Below are 25,381 nucleotides of genomic sequence, written 5' to 3'. Positions count from 1 at the left end.
CGACGATGACCGCCACCGCACCAGCAGTCGAGCAGAGGGGCGGCGCGCGAGTCGCCGTCCAGCGCTTCGGCACCTTCCTGTCGGGCATGATCATGCCCAACATCCCCGCGCTCATCGCGTGGGGCATCCTCACGGCCCTGTTCATCCCGGCCGGGCCGTTCCCGAACCAGGGCATCACCGACTTCGTCGTCGGCCCGGTCATCCACTACCTGCTGCCGCTCATCATCGCGAACACGGGCGGCCGGATGGTCTACGACCAGCGCGGCGGCATCGTCGCCACGGTCGCGACGGCGGGCGCGATCGGCGGCGCCGACTACATCGCATCCCTCGTGCCCGACGGCCCGAGCTCGCCGCACATGTTCATCGGCGCGATGATCCTCGGCCCGCTGTCGGCCTGGGTCATGAAGATGCTCGACCGGCTGTGGGATGGCAAGGTCCGCGCGGGCTTCGAGATGCTCGTCAACATGTTCTCGGCGGGCATCGTCGCGTTCCTGATGGCGCTGTTCGGCTTCTTCGTCATCGCCCAGGTCGTCACGTTCATCATGCGCGTGCTCGGCGGCGCGGTCGGCTTCCTCGTCGACTCCGGCCTGCTGCCGCTCGCGAGCATCATCATCGAGCCCGCGAAGGTCTTCTTCCTCAACAACGCGCTGAACCACGGCGTGCTGACCCCGCTGGGCGTGCAGCAGGCGTCGGAGACCGGCAGCTCGATCTTCTTCCTGCTCGAGGCGAACCCCGGTCCCGGCCTCGGCGTGCTGCTCGCCTTCACCTTCTTCGGCGTGGGCGTCTCGAAGGCCACGGCGCCGGGCGCGGCGATCATCCACTTCTTCGGCGGCATCCACGAGGTGTACTTCCCGTACGTCCTCGCGAAGCCCGTCCTGCTCGTGGCGATGATCGCGGGCGGCGCCTCGGGCGTCGCGACGAACGCCATCCTCGGCACGGGCCTCGGCTTCCCCGCGGCTCCGGGGTCGATCATCGCGGTCTTCGGCGCGGCGATCTCCGTCTCGGCCCTGAACCTCGTGGGCGTGCTCGCGTCCGTGCTCATCTCGGCGACCGTCACGTTCCTCGTCGCATCGGTCATCCTGCGTGCGTCGCGCAAGCGCGACCTCGAGCGCGAGGCAGCCGGTGCCGACGACTTCGGCGCGGCGGTGGCGCGCACCGAGGCGAACAAGGGTCGGTCCTCCGAGGCGCTCGCCGGGCTGCGCACCGCCGCAGCCGGCGGCACCGCGACCGCGACGCTCGCCGGGCCGATCTCGAAGATCGTGTTCGCCTGCGACGCGGGCATGGGCTCGAGCGCCATGGGCGCCTCGGTGCTGCGGAGCAAGATCAAGCAGGCGGGCTTCGGCGACGTGAGCGTGTCGAACGTCGCGATCGCGAACCTCGACGCGACGCCCGACGTGATCGTGACGCAGCAGGAGCTCACGCCGCGCGCGCAGCAGCGGACGCCCGATGCGATCCACATCTCGGTCGACAACTTCATGAGCAGTCCGCGGTACGACGAGGTCGTGGAGCTCGTCGCGCGCAGCCGCGAGGCGGCGCCCGCCGAGGAGGCCGCGCCGGCCGCTGCGGCCGCACCGTCCACGGCGCCCTCGACGCCCGCCGACGACGTGCTGACGCTCGAGCGCATCACCGTCTCGCCGACGGCGACGACGAAGGAGGCCGCCATCCAGGAGGCCGCCGACGTGCTCGTCGCCGCGGGCGCCGTCACGCCGGCGTACGCCGACGCGATGCGCGAGCGCGAGGCGACGGTGTCGACGTACATGGGCAACCTGCTCGCGATCCCGCACGGCACGAACGAGGCCAAGGGCGAGGTGCTCGCCTCGGCGATCTCGGTCGCCCGCTACCCGCAGGCCATCTCGTGGGACGGCAACGACGTTCGCTTCGTCGTCGGCATCGCCGGCAAGGACGGCGGACACCTCGAGATCCTCGCGAAGATCGCCACGGTCTTCAGCGACGAGGCGCAGGTGCAGCGGCTGCTCGACGCGCCCGACGAGCAGGCGATGCTGGACATCCTGGCCGCGGTGAACGACTGATGCGGGCGGTCCACTTCGGTGCCGGCAACATCGGACGGGGATTCATCGGCCTGCTGCTGCATGAGGCCGGCTACCACGTGACCTTCGTCGACGTGAACGCCGAGCTCATCGGGATGCTGCAGGCCGTGGACTCGTACGCCGTCACCGAGGTGGGCCCTGATGCGCGGCGCCACGTCGTCACGGGCTTCGACGCGATCGACTCCCGTGCCGACGAGGCGGCCGCCGTGCGCGCGATCGCCGAGGCGGACGTCGTGACCTGCGCCGTCGGCCCGACGGTGCTGCGCTTCATCGCACCCGTCATCCGGGCCGGCCTCGCCGCTCGCCCGGATGGCGCGGCGCCGCTCGCGGTCATGGCGTGCGAGAACGCCATCGGCGCGAGCGACACCCTCGCGGGCCACGTGCTCGAGGGCGCCGAGGAGCTCGCGTCGCGCGCCGTGTTCGCCAACACGGCGGTCGACCGCATCATCCCGGCGCAGGACGCCTCCGGGGTCGACGTCGTCGTCGAGGACTTCTCCGAGTGGTCGATCGACCGCACGCCCTTCGCAGGCGACGTGCCCGCGATCGACGGCGCGCACATGGTCGACGACCTCACGCCGTGGATCGAGCGCAAGCTGTTCACCGTGAACACCGGGCACGCGACGACGGCCTACCACGGCTTCCTCGCGGGTGCGGAGACGATCGCGGACGCGCTCGCCCTGCCCGCGGTGCGCGCCGAGGTCGAGGCGGCGCTCGCCGAGACGAGCGCGCTGCTCGTGGAGCGCTTCGGGCTCGACGCCGACGAGCACGCCGCGTACGTCGCCCGCGCCATCCAGCGGTTCGAGAACCGCGCGCTGCCCGACACGTGCGTCCGCATCGGCAGGCAGCCGCTGCGCAAGCTCTCGCGCGACGAGCGCTTCATCCGTCCCGCCGCCGCGCTCGCGGAGCAGGGCGCGCATCCGCATGCGCTCGTGCGCGCCGTCGGCGCCGCCCTCGCCTTCGACGTCGCCGACGACGAGCAGGCGGTCGAGCTGCAGCGACTGCTGCGCGACCTGGAGCCGGCGGCGTTCGTCGCCGAGGTCTGCGGCATCGCGGAGGGGCATCCGCTGCAGCCCGCGCTCGTCGAGGTCGTCGCGGCGCGCTGACCCGCCCGGCCCGTCCCCTTCCCAGGCTGCGCGCCTACGATGGCGGCATGCCGTCGCGCTCGCTGCAGCCCTCGCCCGCGCGCGGTCGGGCGCGCTGATGGCCGAGCGACGGGGCCGCGCGGGACGCGCGAGCGCGACGCCGAGGCATCGGCTGCTGTACGGCTGGGACATCGAGGACGAGCAGATCGAGCTCGCGCTGCTGCCCCCGTCGAGCCGGGTCCTCGCCGCCGCGGGCGCCGGCGAGCTCATCGCCCATCTCGCGGCGGCCGGGCACGAGGTCGTCGCGGTGACGGCGAACCGCGAGCAGCTCGAGTACGCGCGGCGCCGCTCGTCGGGAGGCCCGTTCGAGGCGGGCTCGGTCGAGCGCATGCTCGACGCGGGCCGCCGCCTCATCCGGGCCGCGAGCCCCGCGTGGAGCCGGCGTCGCGTGCGCGGCCTCCTCGCCGACGCGTCGCCGGCGCGCGTGCAGCACCAGTGGCGCCAGCGCTTCGACAACCGGACCTTCCGCAACGTCCTGCACGCGACGATGGCGCCCGCGGGCATGCTCGCGGCCGCCGTGCAGCGCGACTTCTCGACCGCGCTGCCCGCCCACTTCACCGACACCGTGCGTGCGCGGCTCGACGTGCGGCTCGGCATCCATCCGTCGCCGGGCAACCGCTTCGCGTGGCGCCTGCTGGCGGGGGAGGACCCGCCCGGCTACCAACCGCCCGTCGCACCCGCCGACGCCATCGAGTTCGTGCTCGCGGACGCGCTCACGCATCTCGAGTCCGTCGCGCCGGCATCGTACGACGCCGTGACGCTCTCGAACGTCGCCGACGGCACGCGCGCCGACGTCGTGGAGCGCCTGGGACGCGCCGCGCGTCGCGCGGTCGTGCCGGGCGGACCCGTGATCGTGCGCTCCTTCGCCGCGACGACCGACGCGCGCGCGAGCGCGCTCGCCGACGAGGACCGCAGCCTCGTGTGGGGCGGCATCCACGTGCAGCGCTGAGCGTCGGTCGCGGGGAGGCCGCGACGCGCCCGACTTGCAGCCGCAGGCGCGGCGCGCGTAGAGTAGACCCTTGGTGCGCTGACACGACCGTGTCCGCGCACTCGCACGACCAGCAACCATCCCCAACCCTAGACGAGGTCATGGCTAAGAAGGACGGCGTCATCGAGATCGAAGGCTCGGTGGTCGAGGCACTGCCCAACGCGATGTTCCGAGTGGAGCTCACGAACGGGCACGTCGTCCTCGCGCACATCTCGGGGAAGATGCGGCAGAACTACATCCGCATCCTCCCGGAGGACCGGGTCATCGTCGAGCTCAGCCCGTACGACCTGACCCGTGGCCGCATCGTCTACCGCTACCGGTAGGTCGCTGAGAAGGAACGGCTCCACCCCGGAGCACGAGGCCAGCGAGAAGAGAAGATCATGAAGGTCAACCCCAGCGTCAAGCCCATCTGCGACAAGTGCAAGGTCATCCGTCGGCACGGTCGCGTCATGGTCATCTGCGCCAACCCCCGCCACAAGCAGCGGCAGGGTTGAGCGCGGAGCACGCAATGCGACGACGTCGCGTTGCGTGCGCAGCGCTCGAGGTCGAGGAGCGCGCGAGCGAAGCGAGCACGCGTCACGAGACCTGACCCCGCATCGACGGCAACGTCGAATCGTGGGTCGAACCGGCCAGGAGGCCGTGACAACTCCACACACGAGCACCGCAAGAACCTCCGCGAGGAGGGGACACCCAGGGACGGAGAGGCCCTGGCCCCGCGGCTGCACCACACCTCCCCATGACTCCGAGAAGGAGCACAGATGGCACGTCTCGCAGGCGTGGACATCCCGCGCGACAAGCGCGTGGTGATCGCACTCACCTACATCTACGGCGTCGGCCGCACCCGAGCGATCCAGACGCTCGAGGCCACCGGCATCGACCAGAGCATCCGCGTCAAGGACCTCACCGACGAGCAGCTCGGCGCGCTCCGCGACCACATCGAGAACTACAAGGTGGAGGGCGACCTCCGCCGCGAGGTGGCCGCCGACATCCGCCGCAAGGTCGAGATCGGCTCGTACGAGGGCATCCGCCACCGTCGCGGCCTCCCCGTCCGCGGTCAGCGCACGAAGACGAACGCTCGCACCCGCAAGGGCCCGAAGCGCACCGTCGCCGGCAAGAAGAAGGCCCGTTAAGGGCCTCGGGAGGTAGAGGAACATGGCAGCTCCCAAGTCCGCGGTCCGCAAGCCGCGTCGCAAGGACAAGAAGAACGTCGCCGTCGGTCAGGCGCACATCAAGTCGACGTTCAACAACACGATCGTCTCGATCACCGACACCACCGGTGCCGTCATCTCGCAGGCGTCGGGTGGCGCGATCGGCATGAAGGGCTCGCGCAAGTCGACGCCCTACGCCGCGCAGCTCGCCGCCGAGTCGGCCGCACGCCAGGCGCAGGACCACGGCATGAAGAAGGTCGACGTGTTCGTGAAGGGTGCCGGCTCGGGGCGCGAGACCGCGATCCGCTCGCTCCAGGCCACCGGCCTCGAGATCGGCGCGATCCACGACGTCACGCCGCAGGCGCACAACGGCGTCCGTCCGCCGAAGCCCCGCCGCAACTGACCCATCGACGCGTGGAGGGTCCGACGGCCCTCCACGCGTCGCACCCTGTCGCCACTCCACCATCGCGAGTCATATAGCGGACTCGCAGAACAGGAACGCATACCGTGCTGATCGCCCAGCGCCCGACCGTCTCCGAAGAGGTCATCTCGGAGCACCGCTCGCGGTTCACCATCGAGCCGCTCGAGCCCGGATTCGGGTACACCCTCGGCAACTCCCTCCGCCGCACGCTCCTCTCGTCGATCCCCGGTGCCGCCGTCACGGGCATCCGCATCGACGGCGTGCTCCACGAGTTCACGACCATCCAGGGCGTGAAGGAGGACGTGACCGAGATCATCCTCAACCTCAAGGGACTCGTCGTCTCGTCCGAGCACGACGAGCCGATCGTCGCCTACCTGTCGAAGCAGGGTGCCGGCAGCGTCACCGCCGCCGACATCACGGCTCCCGCCGGCGTCGAGATCCACAACCCCGAGCTCGTCATCGCCACGCTCAACGACAAGGCGAAGTTCCAGCTCGAGCTCACGATCGAGCGCGGCCGCGGCTACGTGTCGGCTGCGCAGAACCGCGACGAGTTCGCCGAGGCGGGCTCGATCCCGATCGACTCGATCTACTCGCCCGTGCTCAAGGTCACCTACCGCGTCGAGGCGACGCGTGCCGGTGAGCGCACGGACTTCGACTCGCTCGTCGTCGACGTCGAGACGAAGCCGGCGATCACGCCGCGCGACGCCGTCGCGTCGGCCGGCCGGACGCTCGTCGAGCTCTTCGGCCTCACGCGCGACCTCAACGCCGCCGCCGAGGGCATCGAGATCGGCCCCGCGCCGGCCGTCGAGCAGCTCTCGGGCGAGCTCGGCACGCCGATCGAGGAGCTCGACCTGTCGGTCCGCTCGTACAACTGCCTCAAGCGCGAGGGCATCAACACGGTGTCCGAGCTCGTGGCGCTGAGCGAGACGCAGCTCATGAACATCCGCAACTTCGGCCAGAAGTCCGTCGACGAGGTCAAGGACAAGCTCACCGAGCTCGGCCTCTCGCTCAAGGACGCGGTGCCCGGCTTCGACGGCGCCCACTTCTACGGCTACGACGACGAGGAAGCCCTCTAAGGGCTCCTGGACTGACAAGGGAGCATCACCATGCCCAGGCCCACGAAGGGACCCCGCCTCGGAGGCGGACCGGCGCACGAGCGCCTGCTGCTCGCGAACCTCGCGGCTGCGCTGTTCACGCACAAGGCGATCACGACGACCGAGACGAAGGCCAAGCGCCTGCGTCCCGTCGCCGAGCGCCTCGTCACGTTCGCGAAGCGCGGCGACCTGCACGCGCGTCGCCGCGTCCTCGCCGTGATCGGCGACAAGGGCGTCGTGCACGAGCTGTTCGCCGAGATCGCCCCGCTCGTCGCGGAGCGCGAGGGCGGCTACACGCGCATCACGAAGCTCGGCTACCGCAAGGGCGACAACGCACCCATGGCACGCATCGAGCTCGTGCTCGAGCCCGTGCAGAAGAAGGGCTCGAAGTCGAAGAACGCCGCCGCAGCCGCGACGGCCGCCGCCGACCAGGAGGCCGCGGCCGCCGCTGCCGCCGAGTCCGACGAGGCCGCCGCCGAGGAGCCGACCGAGACGACCGAGGAGGTCGTCGAGTCCGACACGGCTGCCGCGCCCGAGTCGGAGGCGACCGAGACGTCGACCGACGAGGCCGAGGCCGAGTCGAAGGATGAGACCAAGTAGGTCACGGACCATCCGTCACGAGGGCGGGAGCGCGATGCGCTCCCGCCCTCGTCGCGTGCGGGGACGGACGCCGCGCGGGCTAGCGTGGAGCCATGCCCCGCGTCCGCCTCGACCTCGCGTACGACGGCACGGACTTCGCCGGCTGGGCGGCGCAGCCGGGGCTGCGCACCTGCCAGGGCGTGCTCGAGGATGCGCTCCACACCGTCACGCGGCGGGCCGTGCGCGTCACGGTCGCCGGCCGGACGGATGCGGGCGTGCACGCGTCGGGACAGGTGGCGCACGTCGACCTCGACGGGCCGCCGGACCCGCGGCTCGCGCACCGGCTCACGTCGCTCGTCCGCGAGGGCGACCTCGTGGTGCGGTCGGCGGCGCTCGCGCCCGCCGGCTTCGACGCGCGCTTCTCGGCGGTGCACCGCCGATACGAGTACCGCATCCAGACGCGCGTCGCCGACCCGCTCGTACGACGGACGAGCGCGTTCGTCCCGCGCGCGCTCGACGACGCGGCGATGCAGCGCGCTGCCGACGTGCTCGTGGGGCTGCACGACTTCGCGGCGTTCTGCAAGCCGCGCGAGGGCGCGACGACCATCCGCTCGCTGCAGGCGTTCTCGTGGGCTCGCGAGGGCGACCTGCTCGTCGCGAGCGTGCAGGCCGACGCCTTCTGCCACTCGATGGTGCGCTCGCTCGTCGGCGCGTGCGTCGCGGTGGGGGAGGGACGGCTCGGCCTCGCACAGGCCGCGGCGCTGCTCGACGCTCGCGGCCGCTCGAGCGCCTTCCGCATGATGCCCGCCGCGGGCCTCACGCTCGTCGAGGTCGGCTACCCGCCCGACGACGAGCTCGCGGCGCAGGCCGAGCGCGCTCGCGCCAGGCGCTCCGCCGCCGACGTGGAGCGGCCCGCGGGCTGAGCCGCGCTCAGGCCGGGCGCGACGAGCCGGTCATGCCGACGACGCGATCGCGCTCGTCGAGGCGCACGGCGACGTCGCCGTCCGCGAGCCGCAGCAGCAGGCCGTCCGGCGTCGGGGTGGCCGTCACGCCGCGCTGCGAGGCCCACGTCAGCACGCTCGAGCGTCCGAGGCCGTGCGACTGCGCGGCCTCGCCGATGCAGCGCAGCAGCCGCGGCGTGCTCGGCGCGGGCAGCCGCAGCGCCTCGCTCGTGAGCACGAGCGCCCCGACCGTCCCGCCGCCCGCATCGAACGTGTACGTCGGCCACGGCCCCAGCGCGAGGATGGCAGCGGCACCCATGCGCCACGCGACGTCGCGCGGCGCCCGCTCGCCCAGCGGCACCTCCGCGCTCGTGAGCTCGGCGACCTGCAGGCGCTCGCCGAGGTCGCGGACGAGCCGCGCCGCCTCGGCGACGGGTCCGTCGTGCTGCGGGTTCGCCCACGCCCACAGCCAGGATCCCGGTCCCGGCGCAGCAGAGCCGAGCAGGCCCGCACGGGCCGTGAACGTCTCGTCGCTCGTCGTCGACGACTGCGAGAAGCGCCCGAGGCCGAGGTCGACGCTCCACGATCCGTCGAAGCGCGTGCCGGAGCCGATCAGGTCGTGGAGGTGCGCCTGGGCCTCCGCCTGCAGGATGGCGGCGTCGTGGACGAGGGCGTCGAGCTGCATGCCAGCACGGTAGCGGTCGGCGCCCGAGATCAGCCGAGCAGCAGGCGACGCAGCGACGCGACGTCGTCGACGACGTCGTCGGCGCCGGCCACCTCGAGCTCGTCGCGCGAGCCGTAGCCCCACGTGACGCCGATCGCGCGCACGCCGGCCTCGTGCGCGCCCTCGACGTCGTGGCGGCGGTCGCCCACCATGACGACGGCGGGCGACGCGGCGACGCCGAGCTCGGTGAGCGCGCGGGCGATGAGTGGTGCCTTCGAGCGGCCGTCGTCCCGCGGGATGCGGCCGTGCACCGCGCCGAGTGCGTCGCGGAGTCCGAGGTGCTCGGCGACGACCTCCGCGTCCTCCTGCAGCTTGAACGTGAGGATGCTCGTGGGCACGCCCGCGGCGCGCAGATCCTCGACGAGCGCGACGATGCCGTCGTACACCCGCTGGTCCAGCAGCCCGCCGCCGTCCAGCAGGTGCTCGCGGAACAGGGCGACGCCGCGTGCGACCGTCGCGCCGTCGTGGCCGTGCTCGGCGAGCGTCGTGGCCGTCGGCGGGCCGAGCCAGCGTCGCAGCTCGTCGTCACCTGGAACTGGCAGCCCGAGGCCCTCGTGCATGTGCCGCAGCGAGGCGAGGAGGCCGGGAGCGGAGTCGCTCAGCGTGCCGTCGAGGTCGAGGAGCACGGCGGACGGTCGCATCTGCACATCCTCCCATCCATCCGTCCACACGGCCTGGCTACCATGGAGCCCGTCGGTGCCGATCGCGAGTGGATGAGGCGACCCCCATGACGGACGTGCAGGAGTTCAAGCAGGCCTTCCGTGGCTACGACCAGGCGCAGGTCGACGCGGAGGTGCAGCGGCTGCGCGACGCCGTCGAGCAGTCGCGCCGCTCGGCGCAGGCGGCCGCGCAGGACCTGCAGGCCCAGGCCGAGCACCACCGCGAGGACATGTCCGCCGCCGAGCAGCGCATCACGCGCCTCGAGGGCGAGCTCATCGAGGTGCGCAGCCGGCTGCAGGCGGCGGAGTCGCGGGCGGAGATCCTCGGCCGCGAGGTCTCGGAGGACGGCGAGGAGCCGCGCTTCGAGGAGATCCTGCGCGTCGCGGAGGAGCAGGCGTCCGCCCTCATCGACAACGCCGTGCAGCAGGCTGAGCGCATCGTCGCCGACGCCACGAGCCAGATCGAGAAGGACCGCGCGAAGCAGAAGGAGGAGTCGGACCGCATCCTCGAGGCTGCGAAGCACGAGGAGGCGCAGGCCCGGCTCCGCATCGAGACCGAGCGCAGCGCGCACGCGGCCGAGCTCGAGTCGCGCGAGGCGAAGCATCAGGAGCGCGTCGCGCAGGCCGAGTCGGAGGCGAGCGTCCTCATCTCGGAGGCCGAGCGCGCGGCGTCGGCGCTGCGCCAGCAGAGCACGGCGGAGGCCGACGCGCTCAAGGCCGAGGCCGAGCGCATCCATCGCGAGTCGAAGGCGCGTCAGCTCGAGCTGGACGCGGCGGCGAAGCGCAGGCAGGAGGAGGCGCAGCAGGAGTTCCTCCGGCTGCACAACCACGCGATCCAGCACGCGGAGCGCATCACGGCCGACGCGAACGAGAAGGTCGCCTCCGCGCTGCAGCACGCGAACCACATCGCGGAGCAGGCGCAGGCGTTCGAGGAGCTGTCGAAGGCGCAGGCGGCGCACGTCGAGCGGCAGGCGGTGGCACGGGCGAGCGCCATCCTCGGCGAGGCCCGCACGCGCGCGCAGGCGATCGTCGACGCCGTGCTCGGACACTCCAAGGAGGTGCTGCACGAGGCGGAGGACCGCGCGCGCACCCTGCGCTTCCAGCAGCAGCAGCTGCAGGGGTTCCGCGCCGAGGTGGGGCAGCTCATGGCGATCGCCGAGTCGACGCGCGCCGCGCTGCCGACGTTCGGCGACGACGCCGCGACCATCCCGTCGCCGAGCGAGGCCGCGCCGAGCGCCCCCGCCGTGCCGGACGTCGAGCCGTCGGATGGCGCGGACGACGTCGCGGACCTCGAGCCCACCGTCGAGCAGGATCCGCACGCGCAGCACGTGGAGGTCTCCGACGACCTCGACGACCTCACGATCGTCACGGGCGAGACGGAGCCGGTCGAGACGCCGTCGCAGGGCGGCATCGTGAGCGAGCAGGTCGAGGTCGTGTGGCACGAGGACCGCGACGAGCGGGACGACGCCGACCGCTGACGCCGGCGACGCGCCGACCCGCCTCGGATTGACCCGGTGCCCGCTCAGCGGGTATCGTGGACCCTTGGTGCGCGCTCTGCTGCGCCCCGAGCTGAGCCCTCCGACCGGGAGCGTCCCACACGGGAACCCCATGGAGCGGGATGCACGACCACTTCACTCGACACATGAGGCACCCATGACTCGTACCTACTCGCCCAAGGCGAGCGACGTCCAGCACGACTGGATCGTCATCGACGCCACCGACGTGGTGCTCGGCCGCCTGGCCAGCCACGCCGCCGCCATCCTGCGCGGCAAGCACAAGGCGACGTTCGCCCCGCACATCGACATGGGCGACCACGTCATCATCGTGAACGCAGACAAGGTCGCGCTCACGGGCCAGAAGCGCGAGCAGAAGCTCGCCTACCGCCACTCGGGCTACCCGGGCGGCCTCAAGGCCACGAGCTACGTCGAGATGCTCGAGAAGCACCCCGTCCGCACGGTCGAGAAGGCCATCCGCGGCATGCTGCCGAAGAACTCGCTCGGCCGCGCCCAGATCAAGAAGCTCAAGGTGTACGCGGGTGCCGAGCACCCCCACGCTGCCCAGCAGCCGACCCCGTACACGTTCGACCAGGTCGCCCAGTAGGCGCGAGAGGGAACCGACACATCATGGCGAAGATCGCAGACTCCATCGAGGCGCCCGAGGGCTTCTCGACCGAGACGCCCGAGGCTGCAGCGCCGCGCGCGCCCCGCGTCCTCACCGTCGGCGGCCAGGCCGTCGGCCGTCGCAAGCAGGCCATCGCCCGCGTGCGCCTCGTCCCCGGCTCCGGCACGTTCCAGGTGAACGGTCGCACGCTCGAGGACTACTTCCCGAACAAGCTGCACCAGCAGCTCATCAACGACCCGTTCACGATCCTCGAGCTGAACGGCAGCTACGACGTGATCGCCCGCGTCTCCGGCGGCGGCCCTTCGGGTCAGGCCGGCGCGATGCGCCTCGGCATCGCCCGTGCGCTGAACCAGATCGACGTCGAGAACAACCGCCCCGAGCTCAAGAAGGCCGGCTTCCTCTCGCGCGACGCTCGCGTCATCGAGCGCAAGAAGGCCGGTCTCAAGAAGGCTCGCAAGGCGCCTCAGTACTCGAAGCGCTGACCTTGTCGCGCCTGTTCGGCACGGACGGAGTCCGTGGCCTCGCCGGCGCGGACATCACGGCCGAGCTCGCGCTGTCACTCGCCCAGGCGGGTGCAGCCGTGCTCGGCCGTGCTGCACGCCTGGAGGGTCGTCGGCCCGTCGCGGTCGTCGCCCGCGACCCGCGCGTCTCGGGCGAGTTCATCGTCGCGGCCGTCGCGGCAGGGCTCGCGTCGAGCGGCGTCGACGTGCTCGACGCCGGGGTGATCCCGACGCCGGCCACGGCGTTCCTCGTCGGCGACGTCGACGCCGACTTCGGCGTCATGATCTCCGCGTCCCACAACCCGGCGCCGGACAACGGCATCAAGTTCCTCGCGCGCGGCGGGACGAAGCTGCAGGACGCGACCGAGGACGACATCGAGCGTGCGATGGCCGAGCAGCCCATCCGCGCCGTCGCAGGCGAGGTCGGGCGCATCCGCCGGTTCGCCGACGCCGAGGACCGCTACGTCGTGCACCTGCTGGGCACCCTCGACACGCGGCTCGACGGGCTGCACGTCGTGCTCGACTGCGCGAACGGCGCGGCGTCGGGCGTGAGCCCCGACGCGTTCCACGACGCGGGCGCGACCGTCACGGTGATCGGGGCCGACCCCGACGGCATGAACATCAACCGCGACGTGGGCTCGACGCACCTCGAGCTGCTGCAGGAGCGCGTCGTCGCGCTCGGCGCCGACATCGGCATCGCGCACGACGGCGACGCCGACCGATGCCTCGCGGTGGATGCGGACGGGCGGGTCGTCGACGGCGACCAGATCATGGCGATCCTCGCGGTGGCTGCGAAGCAGCGCGGCGAGCTCGCCGATGACACGCTCGTCGCGACCGTCATGTCCAACCTCGGGCTCCGGCTCGCGATGGAGGAGCACGGCATCGAGCTCGTGCAGACCGCGGTGGGCGACCGCTACGTGCTCGAGGCGCTCGGCGCCTACGGGCTCTCGCTCGGCGGCGAGCAGTCCGGCCATGTCATCCTCACGCAGCACGCGACGACGGGCGACGGGGTGCTCACGGGGCTGCACGTGGCGCAGGAGATGGCGCGCACGGGCAGGTCCCTCGCGGAGCTCGCCGCGGTCATGCAGGTCTTCCCGCAGGTGCTCGTCAACGTGCGCGGCGTCGACCGGCTCGCGCTGGCGGGCGACGACGTCATCCAGGACGCCGTCGCGCGGCACGAGGCGGAGCTCGGCGACTCGGGCCGCATCCTGCTGCGGCCCAGCGGCACCGAGAAGCTCATCCGCGTCATGGTCGAGGCGCGCGAGCAGCACACGGCCGACGCCATCGCGCACGAGCTCGCCGAGCTCGTCCGCGACCGTCTCGGCACCGCCGCGGAGGCCTGAGCCCGACGCGTCAGCGGCTGCGCGCGCGGTACGCGGCGACGTTGACGCGCGACTGGCAGGCGGTCGAGCAGAAGCGCCTGGACCGGTTGCGGGACAGGTCGAGCATCGGCAGCCCGCAGTCGCCGGCGGCGCAGCGCTTGCAGCGATCGGTCTCGTCGAGGCGGATGAGGTCGACGAAGGCGATGGCGGTCTCGACCGCGATGCGCTCGGCGAGCGGACGCTCGGGGTCGATCGCGTGGAGGTGCCAGTCGATGCCGTCGTGCCGCACGAGCTGCGGTGCGGCGTCGGCGCCGCGGAGGATGGCGTTCGCGAGCGCGGGGACGTCGTCGCGCTCGGCGTCCCACATCGCCAGCAGCGCAGGCACGACGTCGCGCACCTCGCGGGCCTCGGCGTCGTCGTGCGCCCGCGAGCCCGTGTAGCGGATGTCGCCGAGCGCGGCGTCGAGCCCGGCCGCGTCGTCGAGCGCGCCTGCGTTGGCGGCGGTGGCGATCGCGACGACCGCCTCGAGCGCCGCGACCGTCTCGGTCGGCAGGCGGAGCGGCGTCACCATGCTGCGCGTCCCATGCCGCATACGATAGCGTCACGACCGTACGCACGAACGCCCATGACATCCGAGGAGTCCGCATGCTCGATCGCCGTGGCTTCGGCCTGCTGCTCTGCATCGCAGCGGCGGCCTCCTTCGGCCTCTCCGGGATCTTCGCGAGCGCCCTGATCGCCTCGGGATGGTCGCCCGGCGCCGTCACCGCCGCGCGCATCTCGCTCGCCGCGCTCGTCATGCTCGTACCCGCGCTGCTCGCGCTGCGCGGGCGGTGGGCGACCCTGTGGGCCGGTCGGTGGCAGGTGCTGCTGTTCGGTACCTTCGCGGTCGCGATCTGCCAGCTGGCGTACTTCAGCGCCGTGCAGCGCATCCCGCCTGCGCTCGCGCTGCTCATCGAGTTCCTGGGGCCCGTGCTGCTCGTCGGCTGGACGTGGGCTCGCACGCGCCGCTCGCCGGCCGCCCTGACGCTCGTCGGCGCCGGGCTCGCGGTGCTCGGCCTCGGGCTCGTCTCCGGCGTCGGTCAGGCGGAGTCGCTCGACCCGATCGGCATCGGCCTCGCCCTCGTCTCGGCCGTCGGCAACGCCGTCTACTGGGCGTCGGCCGCCTCGACGACCCATGGGCTGCCGCCCGTCACGCTCGCGGGCCTCGGGCTCGCCGTCGGCGGCGTGCTGCTGCTCGTCGCGGGGGCCATCGGCATCCTGCCCATGACCGTCGCGACGGCTCCCACCGAGCTCGCAGGCATGCAGGTGCCGATGATGGCGACCCTCGCGGTGCTCGTGCTCGTCGCGACCGTCGCCGCCTACGTGCTGGGCGTCTCGGGCGTGCGGCGCCTCGGCGCGACGCTGTCGAGCTTCCTCGGCTACTCCGAGCCGCTCTTCGGCGTGCTGTGGATGGCGCTGCTGCTCGCCCTCGTGCCCACGCCGGTGCAGTGGCTCGGCGGCGCGGCGATCCTCGCCGGCGTCGTGCTCGTGCGCGCGGGCGAGCTGCGAAGGCCCAGGGACGAGCGCGACGCCGTCACGGCGCCCGTCGAGCTGCCGCTCGTCGTCCCCGAGGAGCCCGCGACCGATCAGATCTTGCGCAGGAGCACCGACCGCACGGTGTGATCGTCGGCCTTGCGCAGCACGAGATCCGCGCGCGACCGCGTCGGGAGGATGTTCTCGACGAGGTTCGGGCCGTTGATCGCATCCCATACGCCCACGGCGTAGGCGCGCGCGGCCTGCTCGTCGAGGTCGGCGAAGCGATGGAAGTACGACTCGGGCTGCTGGAAGGCGCCGCGCTGGAGGGCGAGGAAGCGCTCGACGTACCACTCGCGGATCGATGCGGTGCGGGCGTCGACGTACACGGAGAAGTCGAAGAGGTCCGAGACCGCCATGTGCGCCTTCGACGCGGGCGGCTGCAGCACGTTGAGGCCCTCGACGATGAGGATGTCGGGGCGACGGATCACGATCCGCTCGTCGGGGACGATGTCGTAGGTGAGGTGCGAGTAGACCGGCACCTCCACCTCCTCGACGCCCGCCTTGACCTTCGAGATCGCCGCGAGCAGCGCGCGCCGGTCGTACGCCTCCGGGAAGCCCTTGCGCTGCATGAGGCCGCGGCGCTCGAGCTCGGCGTTCGGCAGCAGGAAGCCGTCGGTCGTCACGAGGTCGACGCGGGGGCTGCCCTCCCACCTGCCCAGCAGCTCCTGCAGCAGGCGCGCCGTCGTCGACTTGCCGACCGCGACGGATCCGGCGACGCCGATGACGAATGGCACGGGCCGCGCGCGCTCGCCGAGGAAGGATGCGGTCTCGGCGTGCAGCCTGCGCGCCGACTCCTGGTAGAGGCTCACGAGCCGGGAGATGGGGAGGTACACCTCGGCGACCTCGCGCAGCTCGAGCCGGTCGCCGAGGCCGCGCAGCCGTGCGACCTCGCGCTCGGTGAGCGGGTTCGGCGTCATGGGCGCGAGCCTCGACCAGGCGACGCGGTCGATGTCGACGAACGGCGTCTGCTGGTGGACCACGAGCGCCGAGCCTAGCGGCGCGGGGCGCCGGGTCGCCGCCGGTAGGCTTGGCACCCATGTGCGGCATCGTCGGCTATGCAGGACCTCGCGACACCGTCGAGGTGCTCCTCGAGGGGCTCGGCCGCCTCGAGTACCGCGGCTACGACTCCGCGGGCATCGCGGTCGTCGCGCCCGACGGGCTCGCCTCGCGCAAGCGCGGCGGCAAGCTCGGCGTGCTGCGCGGCTCGCTCGAGGACGCGCCGCTGCCGGAGTCGAGCATCGGCATCGGGCACACGCGCTGGGCGACGCACGGCGGGCCGACCGACGAGAACGCGCATCCGCACCTCGGCGACGACGGCCGCCTCGCCCTCATCCACAACGGGATCATCGAGAACTTCGCCGCGCTGCGAGCCGAGCTCGTCGCGGCGGGGGAGACGTTCACGTCGGAGACCGACACCGAGGCGGCCGCGCTGCTGCTCGGCAGGCTCTTCCGCGAGCACGGCGACCTCACGCAGGCGATGCTCGCACTCGTGCGCAGGCTCGAGGGGCAGTTCACGCTCCTCGCCGTGCACGTCGACCAGCCCGGCGTCGTCGTCGGCGCCTGCCACAACTCCCCGCTGCTCGTCGGCCTCTCGCAGGGCGAGCAGTTCCTCGCGAGCGACGTGAGCGCCTTCGTGCGCTACACGCGCATGGCGTGGGCGCTCGGCAACGACGAGCTCGCGACCATCACGCCCGACGGCGTCGAGGTCGTCGACTTCGGCGGGCAGTCGGTCGAGGGCGCGCCGTTCGAGGTGACGTGGGATGCCGCGGCGGCCGAGAAGGGCGGCTGGTCGTCGTTCATGGCGAAGGAGGTCGCGGAGGACCCCGAGGCCGTCGCGAACACGCTGCGCGGCCGCATCGTCGACGGGCTGCCGGCCCTCGGCGAGCTCGGCGCGCTCGACGACGACGTGCTGCGCGGCATCGACCGCGTGCAGATCGTCGCGTGCGGCACCGCCGCCTACTCGGCGCTCGTCGGCGAGTACGCGATCGAGACCTGGGCGCGCATACCGGTCGAGGTCGACCTCGCGCACGAGTACCGCTACCGCGATCCGATCGTCGACGAGCGCACGCTCGTCATCTCGATCTCGCAGTCCGGCGAGACGATGGACACGAAGATGGCGGTGCAGCACGCGATCGAGCAGGGGGCGCGCACGCTGTCGATCTGCAACACGCAGGGCTCGACGATCGCCCGCGCCTCCGAGGCCGTGCTCTACACGCACGCCGGTCCCGAGGTCGCCGTCGCGTCGACGAAGGCGTTCCTCGCCCAGGTCGTCGCGCTGCTGCTGACCGGCCTCCACCTCGGCCGCGTGCGGGGCACGATCGCCGACGACGCCGTGCGGGAGGTCACCGCGGCGCTCGAGGCCCTGCCGGAGCAGCTGCGCACGCTGCTCGGCGAGCAGGATGCGATCCGCGAGCTGGCGCATTGGATGAGCGGCACGCGCTCGGTGCTGTTCCTCGGCCGCCACGTCGGCTACCCCGTCGCGCTCGAGGGCGCGCTCAAGCTCAAGGAGCTGAGCTACATCCACGCGGAGGGCTTCGCGGCGGGCGAGCTGAAGCACGGACCCATCGCGCTCATCGAGCCCGGGCAGGTGGTGTTCGTCGTCGTGCCGAGCCCCAGGCACCAGCAGGGGCTGCACGCCAAGGTCGTCTCGAACATCCAGGAGATCCGGGCGCGCGGCGCCCGCGTCATCGCCGTCGCGGAGGCGGGCGACGCCGCCGTGCTGCCGTACGCGGACCAGGTGCTGCGCATCCCCCTCACGCTCCCGCTCCTCGAGCCGGTGCTCTCGGTCGTGCCGCTGCACCTGTTCGCGCTCGAGCTCGCGACGGCGAAGGGCCTCGACGTCGACCAGCCGCGCAACCTCGCGAAGTCCGTGACGGTCGAGTGATCGTCGGGCTGGGCATCGACGTCGTCGACGTGGCGCGCTTCGAGCGCGCCGTCTCGCGTACGCCGGGCCTGGCGCAGCGGCTCTTCGCCGACCGCGAGCTCGTCGTCGGCGGCGCGGCACGGCCCGTGCGCTCGCTCGCTGCACGCTGGGCCGCGAAGGAGGCGGCGGCGAAGGCGCTCGGGACGATCGAGGGGCAACGCTGGCGCGACCTCGTGGTGGCGTCGGACGCCGCCGGTGCGCCGTCGCTCGAGCTCGGCGGCGCGTGGGCGGCGCTCGCGGCGTCGCGCGGCGTCACGAGCGTGCATCTCTCCCTCACCCACGACGCCGGCGTCGCCGCGGCCGTCGTCGTCGCGGAGTCGTGATGGCGCGCGCGGTGGACGCCTCGGCGATCGTCGCGAACCTGCAGACGATCGTGCGACGGACGGACGCGCTCGTGTGCGGCGTCGTGAAGGCGGACGGCTACGGCCACGGAGCGGTGCTCGCGGCGCGCGCGATGCTCGATGGCGGTGCCTCGTGGCTCGGCGTGGTCGACGTCGATGAGGCGATCGCGCTGCGCGCGGCCGGCGTGGAGGCGCCCATCCTCACGTGGCTGCACGCCGCCGAGCCCGACCTCGCCCCGGCCGTCGCCGCGCGCGTCGACGTGGGCGTGTCGAGCCTCGCGCAGCTCGAGCAGGCGGCCGAGGTCGGTGCGACGGTCCACCTCAAGGTCGACACGGGGCTCGGACGCAACGGCGTGCCGATGGGCGAGTGGCCGCAGGTCGTGGCGCGCGCGACCGCACTGCAGGCGAGCGGTCGGCTGCGCGTGCGCGGCGTCTTCTCGCACCTCGCGGGATCCGGCCCGGACGCGGATGCCGCGCAGGCCGCCGCGTTCGCCGATGCCTGCGCGCTCGCCGCCGGGCTCGAGCCCGAGCTGCGGCATCTGGCGAACTCCTCCGCGACGCTCGCCGCCGGGGGCGTCGCGCTCGACATGGTGCGCGTCGGCATCGCCGCCTACGGCATCCACCCTGACGGCGACGACGCGCAGGGCTCGGCCGCAGCGGCTGCGGGGCTGCGCCCCGCGATGCGCGTGACGGGCTCGGTCGTCGACGGCGTGCTCGACGTCGGGGCACGGCACGGCCTGCTGCCCGCGCCCGGCGCGCCGGTGCTCGTCGGCGACCGCGTCGTGCCGGTCGCCGAGGTGGGCGTCGCCGCGACGCGACTCGCCGAGGCCGTCTCGGGCGCCGCAGTGCTGTGGGGCGACCCGGCGCGCGGCGAGCCGAGCGCGATCGCCTGGGCGCACGCAGCCGGCACGATCGGCTACGAGGTCGTCACGCGGATGGCGGCGGCATGAGCGCCGACCAGCCGCGCCGGGCGCCGCGCCGCGTCGCGACGATCGACCTCGCGGGCCGCGTCGTGCGCCTGGCAGGCGAGGTCGTGTCGACGAAGCGCGTGCCGGCCGGGCACGGCGTCTCGTACGGCTGGGAGCACGTCACGACGCGCGAGACGACCCTCGCCCTCGTCGCGCTCGGCTACGCCGACGGCGTGCCGCGCTCCGCCGCCGGAGCGCCCGTGACCGTCGACGCCGTGCCGCATCCCATCGCGGGACGCGTCGCGATGGACCAGGTCGTGCTCGACATCGGCGACGCCGTCGTCGCGCCGGGCGCCGAGGCGGTCGTCTGGGGCGCGGGCGGCGAGGAGGTCGCCGCGTGGGGCGCCGCGGCAGGGGTTTCGGCGCGGCTGCTCGAGGCGTTCGTCGGCCCGCGCGTCGACGCGATCGTCGAGGACGTCGTCGTCGACGCCGACGCCATGGAGGCGCTCGGTCGCCGCCTCGCCGGCATCCTCGAGGCGGGCGACGTCGTCGTGCTCACCGGCGAGCTCGGCGCGGGCAAGACGACGCTGACGCGCGGGATCGGCGACGGCCTCGGTGCCGTCGGCACCGTGCAGAGCCCCACGTTCGTCATCGCCCGCACCCACCGCACGGCGACGGTCCCGCTGCTGCACGTCGACGCGTACCGACTCGGCGACGAGGCGGAGCTCGACGACCTCGACCTCGACGTCGACGCATCCATCACGATCGCCGAGTGGGGGCTGCCGCTCGTGCATGCGGTCGACACCTGGCTGCACGTCGAGATCGAGCGCACCATCGGCGGCGACGCGGGCGAGGCCGACGCCGACGAGCCGCGCACCGTGCGGCTCACCGGGCACGGCGACCGCTGGCCCGCATCCCGCCTGCTCGCGTTCGCGAGGGAGACCGCATGATCCTGGCCATCGACACGTCGCTCGGCACGTCGATCGCGCTCGTCGACGCCGGGCGCGTCGTCGCCGCGCACGACGAGCACGACACCCGCCGGCATGCGGAGGTGCTCGACGTCGCGCTCGCCGTGGTGCTCGGCGACCATCGCGATGCGGTCACGCAGGTCGTCGCCGGCCTCGGGCCCGGCGCCTTCACGGGTCTGCGCATCGGGATCGTCGCCGCCCGCACCGCAGCCCTCGGCCTCGGGGTGCCGTGGGTGGGCGTGTGCAGCCACGACGCGGTGGGCGTCGCCGAGCCGGGCCTCGTGCAGGTCACGACGGACGTGCGGCGTCGCGAGCGCGCCTGGAGCCTCTACCGGGGCGGCGCGCGCGTGCAGGGCCCCGCGCTCGCCCCCGCCGCGGCCGTCCCCGTGATCGATGGCGCTCGACGCGTGGACGCCGACTGGATCGGCGCCGCCGGCCTCGTCGCCGCGCTCGCGGCCGGCGCCGGGTCGAGCCGCGAGGCGATCTACCTGCGCGAGGCCGACGCCGTGCCGAGCGCCGCCCCGAAGCGGGTCACGTCGTGATCGCCCTGCGCACGGCGACGCTCGACGACCTCGACGCCGTCATGGCGATCGAGACCGCGTCGTTCGGCCTCACCGCGTGGGCGCGCGGCACGATGGCCGCGGAGATGGCGAGCGACTGGGGCCGCTACGTGGTCGCCGTCGACGACGACGGCTCGATCGTCGGCTACGTCGGCCTGCGCGCGGTCGGCGTCGAGGGCGACATCCAGACGATCGCGGTCGCCGAGTCCGCACGCGGCACGGGCCTCGGGCGTCGCCTGCTGCGGCAGGCGCAGCAGGACGCGCGCGACCGCGGCGTCACCGAGCTGTTCCTCGAGGTGCGCGAGGACAACGCGCCCGCCCGCGCGCTCTACCTGTCGGAGGGATTCGTCGAGACCGGCGTGCGCCCCGGGTATTACCAGCCGGAGGGCGTCGACGCGATCTCGATGCGGAAGGACCTGTCGTGATACCGCTCGTGCTCGGCATCGAGACCAGCTGCGACGAGACGGGCGTCGGCATCGTGCGCGGCGACGAGCTGCTCGCGAACGTCGTCGCCTCGTCGATGGACCTGCACGCGCGCTTCGGCGGCGTCGTGCCGGAGATCGCGGCGCGTGCGCACCTCGAGGCCATGGAGCCGACGATCCGTCGCGCGCTCGACGAGGCGGGCGTCACGATCGCCGACCTCGACGCCATCGCCGTGACAGCCGGTCCGGGACTCGCGGGCGCGCTCATGGTGGGCGTCGGCGCCGCGAAGGCGCTCGGCGTCGCGACGGGCCTGCCGGTGCACGGCGTCAACCACCTCGTCGGCCACGTCGCCGCCGACGCGCTCGCCGGCGGCCCGATCGAGGCGGAGACGATCGCGCTGCTCGTCTCGGGCGGCCACACCTCCCTCCTGCACGTGCGAGACATCGACGAGGACGTCGCGACGCTCGGCGAGACGATCGACGACGCCGCAGGGGAGGCGTTCGACAAGGTCGCGCGGCTGCTGGGCCTCGGCTACCCCGGCGGTCCGTCGATCGACGCCGCTGCGGCGGACGGGGATCCGCGTGCCATCGCCTTCCCGCGTGGTCTGACCGCGCCGAAGGATCGCGAGCGCCACCGCTTCGACTTCTCGTTCTCGGGGCTCAAGACGGCCGTCGCGCGGCACGTCGAGCGCGCGGCCGACGCCGACTCGGTGTCGGTGCCGGACGTGGCGGCGTCGTTCCGCGAGGCCGTCGTCGACGTGCTCGTGACGAAGGCCTTGGACGCCTGCGCGCACACGGGCGTCCCGCGCCTGCTGCTCGGCGGCGGCGTCGTGGCGAACCGGCGGCTGCGCGAGGTCGCGGCGGAGCGCTGCGAGGCCGCCGGCGTCGTCCTGCGCGTGCCGCCGCTATCGCTGTGCACCGACAACGGCGCGATGATCGCGGGCCTCGGCGCGCGGCTCGTCGCGCGCGGGGCGGCGCCGAGCGCGCCGGGCTTCGGGGTGGAGTCGACGCTCGACGCGAGCGTCGTGCAGGTGGGCTGAGGGCGCGGCGGCCGGGCCGCGCCGTCGTGGCAGAGCCGGCGCACAGCGACGCGTGGCACCCTGTCCAGGTGAGCATCGCACCCCCGCCGCCGACCGCGATCGTGCACGAGGCACCCGACGCCGCCGCTTACCGTGCGCCGGCGACCGACCTGCTCGCGATGCTCGCGATCGGCGCATCCGTCTTGGGCGTCACGCTGCTCCCGCTGCTGGGATCGCTCGCCGGCATCGTCCTCGGCGCCGTCTCGATCGCGCGGATCCGGCGCTCGGGGGCGGGCGGACGCCCGCTCGCCGTCGGCGCCATCGTGCTCGGCGCGCTCGGGCTCGTCGCGATCGTCGCGAGCATCGTGCTCTTCGGCGCGACGCTCGCCGCGCTCTTCCAGGGACTGCCCACCGCACCATGACGCGGATGGGCGCAAGCCCAGGGATCGTCGCGGTCCGTGCGATAGCGTGAGCCCGCGCGTCGCACCGCGTCTCGCGACCGCCACCCGAGCCTGCCGACGCAGGCGAGCATCCCAGGAGGGACCATGAGCGACCAGTTCCCGCAGCAGGGCGACGAGCGACGCTTCGCGCCGTCCGAGAGCACCGAGCAGTCCGCATCCGCGTCGAGCGCCGGACAGGAGGCGCAGCAGCCCGAGCAGTCGGGATCGTGGGGACAGCCCGCCACGCAGCAGCCCCAGGCCACCGGCGACCAGCAGGCGCAGCCCTGGGGGCAGCCCGCCGCCGAGCAGCCCGCGGCGCCGTCGTACGACCAGTCGTCGGAGCAGTCCGCCACGCCGTCGTACGGCCAGTCGGAGCAGACTCCGTCGTACGGCCAGTCGGAGCAGTCCGCCACGTCGTACGGCCAGTCGTCGGACCAGTCCGCCACGTCGTACGGCCAGTCGTCGGACCAGTCCGCCACGCCCTCGTACGGTCAGTCGGAGCAGACGCCGTCGTACGGCCAGTCGTCGGCCGCCTACGGGCAGTCGTCGCAGTCCGAGCAGCAGGCGCCCGCGTGGGGCCAGGCGCAGTCGTCCGACCAGCAGCAGTCGTGGGGGCAGCCCGCGCAGCAGTCCGACCAGTCGTGGGGTCAGCCCTCGCAGCAGCAGCCCTCGTACGGCCAGTCGACCCCGTCCTACGGCCAGCCGTCGTCGGCGCCCGCCTACGGCCAGCAGCAGTACGGCCAGCAGTCGACCCCGTCGTACGGCCAGCAGTCGTCGTCGGCGCCCGCCTACGCGCAGCAGCAGCCGGGCTACGGCCAGCAGCAGTACGGCCAGCAGGCCGGCTACGGCCAGTACGGCCAGCAGCAGTACGGCGCGCAGCCCGCGAAGGCACCGCGCGGCAAGCTCACGGGCATCACGATCACCGCGATCGTGCTCACGGGCGTCGGCCTCCTGCTCACGATCCTCTTCGCGCCGATCGCGGGCCTGCCGCTCATCGGCGGCATCGTCACGGGCGTCATGAGCATGCGCCGCGCACCGCAGAACAAGCCGTGGGGCCTCATCGCGACGATCGGCAGCGGCGTGCTGCTGGTCGTGGCCATCATCATCACGATCGTCTACGCGGTGATCTGGCTGCCGTGGTTCGCCAGCGGCGGCTCCTTCTAGCCGACCCCGCAGCACGAACGCCCCGCGATCCGCGGGGCGTTCGTGCGTCCGTCGCCGACGACGGCTCAGGCGCGCTCGGCGAGGATCGCGCGGTGCCTGCCGTCGACGCGCGTCGCGAGCAGCGTCGCGGCGCCGTCGCCCGCGAGCCGCAGGCGCCGACGCAGCCGGTCGGGGTCGACGTCGGCGCCGCGCTTCTTCACCTCGAGCGTCCCGATGCCGCGCGCCCGGAGCTCGCGCTGGATGGCGCGCTCGTCGAGCGGCATCGTCGCGACCACGCGGAAGCGCTGCGTGAAGGGGCTCACGACGTCCGCGTCGGTCGTGAGGTAGGCGATGCGCTCGCTCACGAGCCCCGCGTCGATCTCGGCCGCCACGGCGCCGATGAGCCGCGCGCGGATGACGGCGCCGGCCGGCTCGTGCAGCCAGGCGCCGAGCGCGCGCACGTCGACGGCATCCTCGTCGGGGGAGCCCGCGAGCTCGTGCGCCCCGGCGTCGTCGAGCACGATCGCCGAGGTGCGCACGCCCGGACGCGCGAGCGACCCCGTCCACGCCACGGCCTCCACCGTCTCGCCGTCGACCGTCACCCACTGCGCCTCGCCGTCGGCGGGCAGGTGCTCGTGGTCGATCGCGGGTCCGAGCTTCACGCCCATCGGCCGCTCGTCGGCCAGCGACAGGAGCCACGGCAGCGACGGCGACCACGCCTCGACCGGCAGCCGCCGACCCGTCGCGTCGCGGCGAGCCGGGTCGGCCCAGATCGCGTCCACGTCCCGAAGGTCCGCGTCCTCCGCGCGGCCGTGCACGACGGTCGCCTCGGGCAGCGGTGCGAGGTTGAACCCGGCGACCGCCGCGGTCACCTCGTCCGCATCCACCGCGCGCACCGTGCAGCCGGTCGCGGCGATCGCCATCGCGTCGCCGCCGATGCCGCAGCCGAGGTCGGCGACGGAGGCCACGCCCGCATCGCGCATGCGCCCCGCATGGACCGCCGCGACCCGCAGGCGCGTCGCCTGCTCGAGCCCGGCCTCCGTGAAGAGCATCGAGGCTGCGAACGGGCCGAACTTCGCCGCGCCCCGCCGACGGAGCCGAGCCTGGGTCAGCACGGCGGCGACGAGCGCCGGGTCGTGCCCGCGGCGGCGCAGCGACTGCACCGCCTGCACGGCGCCGCCGAGGTCGTCGAGCGTCGCCGACACCTCGTCGAGCAGCGCGAGCCCGTCGCGCGAGAGCAGCAGACGCAGGGCGGCGGCATCCATCCCACCATCCAAGCAGCCGCCGCCACCCGGATCGGCCTCCGAGTTGGCACTCATGTTGCCCAGGTGCCAGCCGCTCGCGTACAGTCGTTCTGGCACTCGACACCGTCGACTGCCAACGAAGACATCCGAC

29 protein-coding genes are annotated in these 25,381 nt (G+C 73.3%); 24 read left to right on the top strand and 5 right to left on the bottom strand.

From position 1 onward, the window contains the following. Positions 1-5: 5 nt before the first annotated feature. The 10 genes from C1N71_RS11910 (at position 6) to truA (ending at position 8,343) form a co-directional block, all read left to right on the top strand. Positions 6-2,030 carry a PTS mannitol transporter subunit IICBA gene (locus C1N71_RS11910; protein ID WP_137756607.1) on the top strand — a complete coding sequence of 675 codons (2,025 nt, stop codon included), beginning with the start codon at positions 6-8 and terminating at the stop codon, positions 2,028-2,030. Next, a complete protein-coding gene (locus tag C1N71_RS11905; RefSeq protein ID WP_137756606.1) occupies positions 2,030-3,151 on the top strand; it encodes a mannitol-1-phosphate 5-dehydrogenase in 1,122 nt (373 codons plus the stop codon). The genes C1N71_RS11910 and C1N71_RS11905 overlap by 1 nt, the downstream gene beginning before the upstream one ends. Before the next feature lie 97 nt (positions 3,152-3,248). After that, positions 3,249-4,139 carry a DUF3419 domain-containing protein gene (locus C1N71_RS11900; protein ID WP_137756605.1) on the top strand — a complete coding sequence of 297 codons (891 nt, stop codon included), beginning with the start codon at positions 3,249-3,251 and terminating at the stop codon, positions 4,137-4,139. A gap of 140 nt (positions 4,140-4,279) precedes the next feature. After that, positions 4,280-4,501, top strand: a complete 222-nt coding sequence (gene infA, locus C1N71_RS11895) for a translation initiation factor IF-1 (RefSeq protein ID WP_137756604.1) — start codon at positions 4,280-4,282, stop codon at positions 4,499-4,501. A gap of 57 nt (positions 4,502-4,558) precedes the next feature. Next, positions 4,559-4,672, top strand: a complete 114-nt coding sequence (gene rpmJ, locus C1N71_RS11890) for a 50S ribosomal protein L36 (protein ID WP_137756603.1) — start codon at positions 4,559-4,561, stop codon at positions 4,670-4,672. 264 nt (positions 4,673-4,936) lie between these two features. Beyond that, positions 4,937-5,308, top strand: coding sequence for a 30S ribosomal protein S13 (gene rpsM / locus C1N71_RS11885; protein WP_137756602.1), 372 nt, complete (start codon positions 4,937-4,939; stop codon positions 5,306-5,308). Between the two features lie 22 nt (positions 5,309-5,330). Beyond that, positions 5,331-5,729 (top strand): 30S ribosomal protein S11, encoded by a 399-nt coding sequence (gene rpsK, locus C1N71_RS11880; RefSeq protein ID WP_137756601.1) that lies wholly within the window; start codon positions 5,331-5,333, stop codon positions 5,727-5,729. 104 nt (positions 5,730-5,833) lie between these two features. Continuing rightward, a complete protein-coding gene (locus C1N71_RS11875) occupies positions 5,834-6,823 on the top strand; it encodes a DNA-directed RNA polymerase subunit alpha (RefSeq protein ID WP_137756600.1) in 990 nt (329 codons plus the stop codon). A gap of 30 nt (positions 6,824-6,853) precedes the next feature. Then, on the top strand, positions 6,854-7,441 hold the full coding sequence (rplQ, locus tag C1N71_RS11870; protein WP_137756599.1) for a 50S ribosomal protein L17: 588 nt from the start codon (positions 6,854-6,856) through the stop codon (positions 7,439-7,441). Between the two features lie 92 nt (positions 7,442-7,533). After that, positions 7,534-8,343, top strand: a complete 810-nt coding sequence (truA, locus tag C1N71_RS11865; RefSeq protein ID WP_137756598.1) for a tRNA pseudouridine(38-40) synthase TruA — start codon at positions 7,534-7,536, stop codon at positions 8,341-8,343. Positions 8,344-8,350: 7 nt separating this feature from the next. On the opposite strand, the gene C1N71_RS11860 is transcribed toward truA, so the two are convergent. Continuing rightward, entirely contained in the window at positions 8,351-9,046 is a 696-nt protein-coding gene (locus C1N71_RS11860; RefSeq protein WP_137756597.1) for a DUF6882 domain-containing protein, read from the bottom strand. Between the two features lie 29 nt (positions 9,047-9,075). Continuing rightward, complete coding sequence (locus C1N71_RS11855; protein WP_137756596.1) at positions 9,076-9,726, bottom strand: HAD hydrolase-like protein; 651 nt, start codon at positions 9,724-9,726, stop codon at positions 9,076-9,078. 86 nt (positions 9,727-9,812) lie between these two features. Between C1N71_RS11855 and C1N71_RS11850 the strand changes: the two genes are divergently transcribed. The 4 genes from C1N71_RS11850 (at position 9,813) to glmM (ending at position 13,708) form a co-directional block, all read left to right on the top strand. Then, complete coding sequence (locus C1N71_RS11850) at positions 9,813-11,222, top strand: DivIVA domain-containing protein (protein WP_137756595.1); 1,410 nt, start codon at positions 9,813-9,815, stop codon at positions 11,220-11,222. A gap of 175 nt (positions 11,223-11,397) precedes the next feature. After that, entirely contained in the window at positions 11,398-11,844 is a 447-nt protein-coding gene (rplM, locus tag C1N71_RS11845) for a 50S ribosomal protein L13 (protein WP_137756594.1), read from the top strand. 23 nt (positions 11,845-11,867) lie between these two features. After that, positions 11,868-12,347: a 30S ribosomal protein S9 gene (gene rpsI, locus C1N71_RS11840; RefSeq protein ID WP_137756593.1), complete on the top strand. Its 480-nt coding sequence runs from the start codon at positions 11,868-11,870 to the stop codon at positions 12,345-12,347. Positions 12,348-12,349: 2 nt separating this feature from the next. Next, positions 12,350-13,708, top strand: coding sequence for a phosphoglucosamine mutase (gene glmM / locus C1N71_RS11835; protein WP_137756592.1), 1,359 nt, complete (start codon positions 12,350-12,352; stop codon positions 13,706-13,708). A gap of 10 nt (positions 13,709-13,718) precedes the next feature. Here glmM and C1N71_RS15390 read toward each other — a convergent pair whose 3' ends face one another. Next, positions 13,719-14,258: a CGNR zinc finger domain-containing protein gene (locus tag C1N71_RS15390; protein WP_137756591.1), complete on the bottom strand. Its 540-nt coding sequence runs from the start codon at positions 14,256-14,258 to the stop codon at positions 13,719-13,721. A gap of 74 nt (positions 14,259-14,332) precedes the next feature. Between C1N71_RS15390 and C1N71_RS11825 the strand changes: the two genes are divergently transcribed. Continuing rightward, on the top strand, positions 14,333-15,349 hold the full coding sequence (locus C1N71_RS11825) for an EamA family transporter (protein WP_137756590.1): 1,017 nt from the start codon (positions 14,333-14,335) through the stop codon (positions 15,347-15,349). On the opposite strand, the gene coaA is transcribed toward C1N71_RS11825, so the two are convergent. Next, on the bottom strand, positions 15,313-16,242 hold the full coding sequence (gene coaA, locus C1N71_RS11820) for a type I pantothenate kinase (protein ID WP_137756589.1): 930 nt from the start codon (positions 16,240-16,242) through the stop codon (positions 15,313-15,315). The genes C1N71_RS11825 and coaA overlap by 37 nt on opposite strands. 56 nt (positions 16,243-16,298) lie before the next feature. Between coaA and glmS the strand changes: the two genes are divergently transcribed. The 9 genes from glmS to C1N71_RS11775 all read left to right on the top strand — a co-directional run bounded on the left by glmS (position 16,299) and on the right by C1N71_RS11775 (position 24,007). After that, positions 16,299-18,146 (top strand): glutamine--fructose-6-phosphate transaminase (isomerizing), encoded by a 1,848-nt coding sequence (glmS, locus tag C1N71_RS11815; RefSeq protein ID WP_137756588.1) that lies wholly within the window; start codon positions 16,299-16,301, stop codon positions 18,144-18,146. Beyond that, a complete protein-coding gene (locus C1N71_RS11810; protein WP_137756587.1) occupies positions 18,143-18,508 on the top strand; it encodes a holo-ACP synthase in 366 nt (121 codons plus the stop codon). Before glmS ends, C1N71_RS11810 begins: the two co-directional genes overlap by 4 nt. Further along, the gene (locus C1N71_RS11805) at positions 18,508-19,476 is read left to right on the top strand and encodes an alanine racemase (RefSeq protein ID WP_137756586.1); all 969 of its coding nucleotides are present in this window, start codon (positions 18,508-18,510) and stop codon (positions 19,474-19,476) included. Before C1N71_RS11810 ends, C1N71_RS11805 begins: the two co-directional genes overlap by 1 nt. After that, on the top strand, positions 19,473-20,384 hold the full coding sequence (tsaE, locus tag C1N71_RS15525) for a tRNA (adenosine(37)-N6)-threonylcarbamoyltransferase complex ATPase subunit type 1 TsaE (protein WP_368074102.1): 912 nt from the start codon (positions 19,473-19,475) through the stop codon (positions 20,382-20,384). The genes C1N71_RS11805 and tsaE overlap by 4 nt, the downstream gene beginning before the upstream one ends. After that, the gene (tsaB, locus tag C1N71_RS15385) at positions 20,381-20,944 is read left to right on the top strand and encodes a tRNA (adenosine(37)-N6)-threonylcarbamoyltransferase complex dimerization subunit type 1 TsaB (protein WP_137756585.1); all 564 of its coding nucleotides are present in this window, start codon (positions 20,381-20,383) and stop codon (positions 20,942-20,944) included. Before tsaE ends, tsaB begins: the two co-directional genes overlap by 4 nt. After that, complete coding sequence (gene rimI, locus C1N71_RS15380) at positions 20,941-21,387, top strand: ribosomal protein S18-alanine N-acetyltransferase (RefSeq protein ID WP_368074101.1); 447 nt, start codon at positions 20,941-20,943, stop codon at positions 21,385-21,387. Before tsaB ends, rimI begins: the two co-directional genes overlap by 4 nt. Beyond that, positions 21,384-22,424 carry a tRNA (adenosine(37)-N6)-threonylcarbamoyltransferase complex transferase subunit TsaD gene (gene tsaD / locus C1N71_RS15375; RefSeq protein WP_254677994.1) on the top strand — a complete coding sequence of 347 codons (1,041 nt, stop codon included), beginning with the start codon at positions 21,384-21,386 and terminating at the stop codon, positions 22,422-22,424. The genes rimI and tsaD overlap by 4 nt, the downstream gene beginning before the upstream one ends. A 68-nt stretch (positions 22,425-22,492) precedes the next feature. Continuing rightward, positions 22,493-22,825, top strand: coding sequence for a DUF4190 domain-containing protein (locus tag C1N71_RS11780; RefSeq protein ID WP_175414200.1), 333 nt, complete (start codon positions 22,493-22,495; stop codon positions 22,823-22,825). A 123-nt stretch (positions 22,826-22,948) separates the two neighbouring features. After that, positions 22,949-24,007 carry a hypothetical protein gene (locus tag C1N71_RS11775; protein WP_137756583.1) on the top strand — a complete coding sequence of 353 codons (1,059 nt, stop codon included), beginning with the start codon at positions 22,949-22,951 and terminating at the stop codon, positions 24,005-24,007. A gap of 65 nt (positions 24,008-24,072) precedes the next feature. On the opposite strand, the gene C1N71_RS11770 is transcribed toward C1N71_RS11775, so the two are convergent. Then, positions 24,073-25,251 (bottom strand): class I SAM-dependent methyltransferase, encoded by a 1,179-nt coding sequence (locus C1N71_RS11770; protein ID WP_137756582.1) that lies wholly within the window; start codon positions 25,249-25,251, stop codon positions 24,073-24,075. Positions 25,252-25,381 lie beyond the last annotated feature (130 nt).

The organism is Agrococcus sp. SGAir0287 (genome assembly GCF_005484985.1).
Taxonomy (GTDB): Bacteria; Actinomycetota; Actinomycetes; order Actinomycetales; family Microbacteriaceae; genus Agrococcus.
Note: the sequence above shows the minus strand (reverse complement) of the source record. Positions and strands in the feature narration are given on the sequence as shown.

What these genes read in the sequence shown, in the direction of transcription:
- rpsK (WP_137756601.1), top strand. Translation starts at nt 5,331, where the DNA reads ATGGCAGCTCCCAAGTCCGCGGTCCGCAAGCCGCGTCGCAAGGACAAG.
- truA (WP_137756598.1), top strand. Translation starts at nt 7,534, where the DNA reads ATGCCCCGCGTCCGCCTCGACCTCGCGTACGACGGCACGGACTTCGCC.
- tsaE (WP_368074102.1), top strand. Translation starts at nt 19,473, where the DNA reads ATGAGCGCCGACCAGCCGCGCCGGGCGCCGCGCCGCGTCGCGACGATC.
- C1N71_RS11770 (WP_137756582.1), bottom strand. Translation starts at nt 25,251, where the DNA reads ATGGATGCCGCCGCCCTGCGTCTGCTGCTCTCGCGCGACGGGCTCGCG.
- rplQ (WP_137756599.1), top strand. Translation starts at nt 6,854, where the DNA reads ATGCCCAGGCCCACGAAGGGACCCCGCCTCGGAGGCGGACCGGCGCAC.
- C1N71_RS11910 (WP_137756607.1), top strand. Translation starts at nt 6, where the DNA reads ATGACCGCCACCGCACCAGCAGTCGAGCAGAGGGGCGGCGCGCGAGTC.
- rpmJ (WP_137756603.1), top strand. Translation starts at nt 4,559, where the DNA reads ATGAAGGTCAACCCCAGCGTCAAGCCCATCTGCGACAAGTGCAAGGTC.
- rpsI (WP_137756593.1), top strand. Translation starts at nt 11,868, where the DNA reads ATGGCGAAGATCGCAGACTCCATCGAGGCGCCCGAGGGCTTCTCGACC.
- infA (WP_137756604.1), top strand. Translation starts at nt 4,280, where the DNA reads ATGGCTAAGAAGGACGGCGTCATCGAGATCGAAGGCTCGGTGGTCGAG.
- C1N71_RS11905 (WP_137756606.1), top strand. Translation starts at nt 2,030, where the DNA reads ATGCGGGCGGTCCACTTCGGTGCCGGCAACATCGGACGGGGATTCATC.
- tsaB (WP_137756585.1), top strand. Translation starts at nt 20,381, where the DNA reads ATGATCCTGGCCATCGACACGTCGCTCGGCACGTCGATCGCGCTCGTC.
- C1N71_RS11860 (WP_137756597.1), bottom strand. Translation starts at nt 9,046, where the DNA reads ATGCAGCTCGACGCCCTCGTCCACGACGCCGCCATCCTGCAGGCGGAG.
- rplM (WP_137756594.1), top strand. Translation starts at nt 11,398, where the DNA reads ATGACTCGTACCTACTCGCCCAAGGCGAGCGACGTCCAGCACGACTGG.
- rpsM (WP_137756602.1), top strand. Translation starts at nt 4,937, where the DNA reads ATGGCACGTCTCGCAGGCGTGGACATCCCGCGCGACAAGCGCGTGGTG.
- C1N71_RS11855 (WP_137756596.1), bottom strand. Translation starts at nt 9,726, where the DNA reads ATGCGACCGTCCGCCGTGCTCCTCGACCTCGACGGCACGCTGAGCGAC.
- C1N71_RS11850 (WP_137756595.1), top strand. Translation starts at nt 9,813, where the DNA reads ATGACGGACGTGCAGGAGTTCAAGCAGGCCTTCCGTGGCTACGACCAG.
- C1N71_RS15390 (WP_137756591.1), bottom strand. Translation starts at nt 14,258, where the DNA reads ATGGTGACGCCGCTCCGCCTGCCGACCGAGACGGTCGCGGCGCTCGAG.
- C1N71_RS11900 (WP_137756605.1), top strand. Translation starts at nt 3,249, where the DNA reads ATGGCCGAGCGACGGGGCCGCGCGGGACGCGCGAGCGCGACGCCGAGG.
- C1N71_RS11775 (WP_137756583.1), top strand. Translation starts at nt 22,949, where the DNA reads ATGAGCGACCAGTTCCCGCAGCAGGGCGACGAGCGACGCTTCGCGCCG.
- C1N71_RS11825 (WP_137756590.1), top strand. Translation starts at nt 14,333, where the DNA reads ATGCTCGATCGCCGTGGCTTCGGCCTGCTGCTCTGCATCGCAGCGGCG.
- glmS (WP_137756588.1), top strand. Translation starts at nt 16,299, where the DNA reads ATGTGCGGCATCGTCGGCTATGCAGGACCTCGCGACACCGTCGAGGTG.
- C1N71_RS11805 (WP_137756586.1), top strand. Translation starts at nt 18,508, where the DNA reads ATGGCGCGCGCGGTGGACGCCTCGGCGATCGTCGCGAACCTGCAGACG.